Consider the following 4,272-nt stretch of genomic DNA (forward strand, 5'->3'; position numbering starts at 1 on the left):
CGGAAGCTTGCGCCCAAACGGCACAAGCCTGTGAAAAAGAAGCGCTTGGCACGCCGTTCGGGCGCAGCCGCCGGACAGGGACAAATACTCCGGCGGCGCAAGAGAAGAACCGCACGCGCCGTGTCGGCTTACAGAAGAGGCTACAACCAAGCCTATAACGAAGGTTACAATTCCGGCTTTGCCAAAGGCTTCGAGGACGGGCATCAGCTCATCTACGAAAGCCAGCCCTAGAGCGGCGGCAAGCCGTCGGCAACCGGCTCCGCAGGCATCCCGCTCTCCCTCCCGAACGCGGAAGAAAGGATGCTTCTTTGCGTTGTCAACGAGGGTCGACAGCCGCGTTTACGGACAACCGCCTTTTTATGCGCATAACGGACAAGAGACCATAAAGGCAAACGGCTGGGAGCATATAGTTATCGAGTAAGTATCCTCATTGAAATCGGCGGTGTTGCACCTATGATCGACCGGCGCATGAGCATGGTCGGCAGGGGCCGGGAGTCCGGACTGCGCGACGGCTTTGCGCGCGGGTGGCGTGACGGGGTTTGCCGCGCCATATCCGAGTCCGCCTTGCCCAATGGCATCCGCAAGCGGAATCTGCGCGTGCTATTCGTTCCGCAGGGGTTTGAAGCGATCGACGACGGCGTCGCCGACGGTCTCGAACAGAACGTCAGCGAGCTTTATACGGCCAGTCCGGAGCGGATGTACGAGCAGGCGGCGCTCGTCCGGCCCGATCTGGTGCTCGTTATGAACGGACTGCACGTATTCCCGGCCGACCATCCGGACCGGCTCGATGCGGTCCGGGCTCTCGGCATCCGGACGGCCGTCTGGTTCGCAGACGATCCTTATATGACGGAGGAGACGGTCAAGCTCGCCCCCCGTTACGACACCGTCGTGACGCATGAGCTGAGTACGGCCGGCCTGTACCGGCAAATCGGCTGCGGAGACGTTCATTATATGCCGCTTGCCGCAGATGCCGGCCGTTTCAAGCCGATGCCGATCGGACCGGAATACCGGAGCGACGTATGCTTTATCGGGCAGGCTTTTCGCAACCGTGCAGCCCTCTTCGACGCGGCTGCGCCCGGCCTTAAGGGGCTTAACGTGCGCATTTTCGGCGGGCTCTGGGACAGGTTGAGAACCTACCGCCGATTAAAGCCGTCCATCCGGCTCGGCTGGCTGCCTGTCGACGAATCGGTCCGCTACTACAACGGCGCCAAGATCGTCATCAATGTTCACCGCACCGCCGAGGCCGGTTCTGACAACAGGAACGCGCTCAGGCTGCCGGGCAGATCGATCAATCCGCGAACGTTCGAAATTGCGGCTTGCGGCGCTTTTCAACTGACGGACCGCCGTGAGGATCTGGAGCGATATTACCGGCCCGGCATCGAGCTGGAAACGTTTGAAAGCCCGGCCGAACTGGTGACCAAAATCAGGCATTATCTGGAGCATGAGGAGGAGCGCGGCCGGATCGCCGCACGCGGTTTGGCGCGCACGCTGCGCGAGCACCTGTATCCGGCGCGCGTCAACCGGCTGCTCTCCGAGCTTGGTTATGACAACGAACAAGAGCGAAGCGGAAAGGAGTAGAGAAAAATGTCGGCTGTATCACGCATTCGCAATCGCCGATCCATCGGGCTGGCGCGCATAAGGAATTGGAGCAGGGGACGGCTGGACGGCTATGCGGCCGGCTGGCGCGACGGCTACCGTCTCGGCGCCTGCGGTCACGCGGTCCGTCTCGGCGCGGTCATGCCGGCCGTACGGCCGCTGCACATCCTGTTCGTCGCGACCGGCAAAGGGTTTCCATACTCCCCGCTCGACGAAGCGGTCACGGTTACCCTGAAAGGGATGGTTGCGCGACTCACAGTCACAAGAAAGGAAACGGTCGTCCGGGATGCGGCTGCGCTCCGGCCGGACCTTGTGCTTGTCTTGGACGGGCTGGATTTCGATATCGCGCGAGTCGACGCGATCCGTGCGCTCGGTCTGCGGACGGCGATCTGGTTTACGGACGATCCCTATTATACGGATATTACCTCCGTTCTGGCCCAGCATTTCGACGACGTCTTTACGCTCGAGCAGTCATGCGTCGAGTACTACCGCTCGATCGGGTGCGGGCGAGTTCATCATTTGCCGCTTGGCGTTCATCCGGCCGTTTTCCGGCCGCTTAATCCGCCGCCGGAAAGAAGGCGGGACATCTGCTTTGTCGGGTCCGCCTATTGGAACCGGGTCGATTTTTTCGACAGCATCACGGACTATCTGGAAGGCAAAAATGTGTGGATTTCCGGCATCTGGTGGGAGAGATTGCAAAATTACAAGCGCCTGGCGCGGCAGATCGAACTGAATAAATGGATGGACCCGAAAGAAACCGCCATGACTTATAACGGTGCCAAAATCGTAATCAATCTGCATCGCTCGCCCTACGATGCGGAATTCAACCGAAACGGGGCGAGGATTAACGCCGTTTCGGCCAATCCGCGCACCTTCGAAATATCGGCGTGCGCGACGCTGCAGATGACCGACATCAGGGATGGGCTTTCCTCCTGTTACGTGCCCGGCGTTGAGATCGAAACCTATGCGTCCGCAGAAGAGCTTACCGCGAAGATCGACTATTATCTCGCGAACGAGGAACATAGACAGGCCATCGCGCTTCGGGGTTTATACCGGACGATGCGCGACCATACGTACGCGAACCGACTGGATCGAATGCTGTCACTGCTGTTTGAGCAATAGGACAAAGACGCCGAGCACGGGCATACAAGCCTACCTCTCGACTAATTGTACGATTGATAAGGGTTGATATGTCGTGCCGAGGGAGCTTCCTCTTCATATATTGTACTACCTGTCGAAAGGGAGGTGACCTATACCCGGTCCATGCAAATGCGGGTATGAGCCATGCGGAACGCCAAACCGAGCTTGCTCGTGTTTTCTCATATCAGCAGTCCGGATTACGTTACGGGGGCGGAGAAGCTGCTGTTTTTCACCATGCGGGAGCTGATCCCGCGTTATGCGTGCATGCTGGTCGTATCTAACGAGGGTGTGATCGCCGCCCAAGCGAGAGCGCTCGGCATCCCCGTTGTCATGCTGAACATCCCTATCATTCCTTCCCTGAATCTCGGTTTACCTCATGTGCCGCAGAATATCGAACGAAGGATGAGCGAGCCGTTCTGGCCGGAGCTTATAGCGCTGCTGCTTCGCTTGAAGCCCGATGCCGTGCTGGTCAATACAAGTGTTCATCCGCTGCCCGCCATTGCCGCCAAAGCGATGGGCATTCCCGTGATCTGGACCGTCATGGAGGTGCTGCAAGAGACGCCCCATACGGCGGCATGCGCGGCCTTCATCGCCGGACATGCCGACCGGATCGTCGGCATATCCGCGGCGACGCTTCGTCCCTTCGGCAATGAGCGCGCGGAGCGGACGCTCCTGCTCCCGCCCTCCTGGCGCGAGGAAGATCTGGCTCCAGACCAATGGCCCCTGTACAGGGCGGGTCTCAGGAGTCAGCTCGGTATCGGGGAGGAGCAGCGTCTGGTCGGCTTTATCGCGGGAACGATTTATGGGAGCAAGGGGTTTCACGCGTTTATGGATATGGCGGTCCGGCTTGCCGTCCGCTGCCGCTGCGCCAGATTTCTGATCGTCGGCAATCCGATGGATGCCGGGTATTTTGAAGACGGTCTGGCCATCGCCCGTTCGAGCGGGATGCTGGACCTTTTTCGCTGGATCCGGTTTGCCGAGCGCATCGAACAGGTGTATCCGGCAATGGATGTCGTCGTGGTGCCGAGTCTTGGGGCGGAAGGGTTCGGCATGACGGCCCTGGAGGGGATGGCTTTCGGCAAGCCCGTCGTTTCCTTCGCCTCCGGGGGCTTGTCGGAAATTCACGAGATGACCGGCAGCGCGGCATGGAGCGTTGGGACCGGCGATGTGGAATCGCTCACCGCAGCGGTGTTCCGTTTGCTCTCCGATGAGAGGCTGCTTCAGGAGACGGGTGAACGAAACCGGGTGTCTGCCGGGGCGGCATTCGGCATCGGCGCCTATCAGAGCCGGCTTGCTGCTTTTTGTGAATCCGTGAAGGATTTGCCGGTGGTCTCGACCTGTATCGTAAAAGGAAGCTCGCCCGTCGTTTACAAGCGTGAAGGCGATTTGTTGCGGCCTTATTCGTCGGAGAAGGCGTTTCTGGAGGACGGCCGCCGGTGGGAGGATGTGCGCCGGGTTCCCCAGCCCTGGATCGCCGCGATGCCGAAGGGCGAAGCGTTGGGACGGCCCGCGTCCGGTTCCGTTCCGGCCCGCCGC

Annotated in this window: 3 protein-coding genes and 1 pseudogene; all 4 read left to right on the forward strand. The window is 60.2% G+C overall.

Translation table 11 applies throughout. The features are described 5' to 3' along the window. A pseudogene (locus tag BG52_RS16330) lies at positions 1-231 on the forward strand (hypothetical protein); the annotation flags it as partial. A gap of 222 nt (positions 232-453) precedes the next feature. Next, positions 454-1,578 carry a CgeB family protein gene (locus tag BG52_RS01995; RefSeq protein ID WP_081793502.1) on the forward strand — a complete coding sequence of 375 codons (1,125 nt, stop codon included), beginning with the start codon at positions 454-456 and terminating at the stop codon, positions 1,576-1,578. 6 nt (positions 1,579-1,584) lie between these two features. Continuing rightward, positions 1,585-2,718 (forward strand): CgeB family protein, encoded by a 1,134-nt coding sequence (locus BG52_RS02000; protein WP_036580542.1) that lies wholly within the window; start codon positions 1,585-1,587, stop codon positions 2,716-2,718. Positions 2,719-2,880: 162 nt separating this feature from the next. Beyond that, a partial coding sequence (locus BG52_RS02005; RefSeq protein ID WP_051602272.1) for a glycosyltransferase occupies positions 2,881-4,272 on the forward strand: 1,392 nt, incomplete at its 3' end.

The organism is Paenibacillus darwinianus (assembly GCF_000598065.1).
Lineage (GTDB): Bacteria > Bacillota > Bacilli > Paenibacillales > Paenibacillaceae > Paenibacillus_I > Paenibacillus_I darwinianus.

Coding starts and splice junctions, on each gene's coding strand:
- BG52_RS02000 (WP_036580542.1), top strand. CDS start 1,585: ATGTCGGCTGTATCACGCATTCGCAATCGCCGATCCATCGGGCTGGCG.
- BG52_RS01995 (WP_081793502.1), top strand. CDS start 454: ATGATCGACCGGCGCATGAGCATGGTCGGCAGGGGCCGGGAGTCCGGA.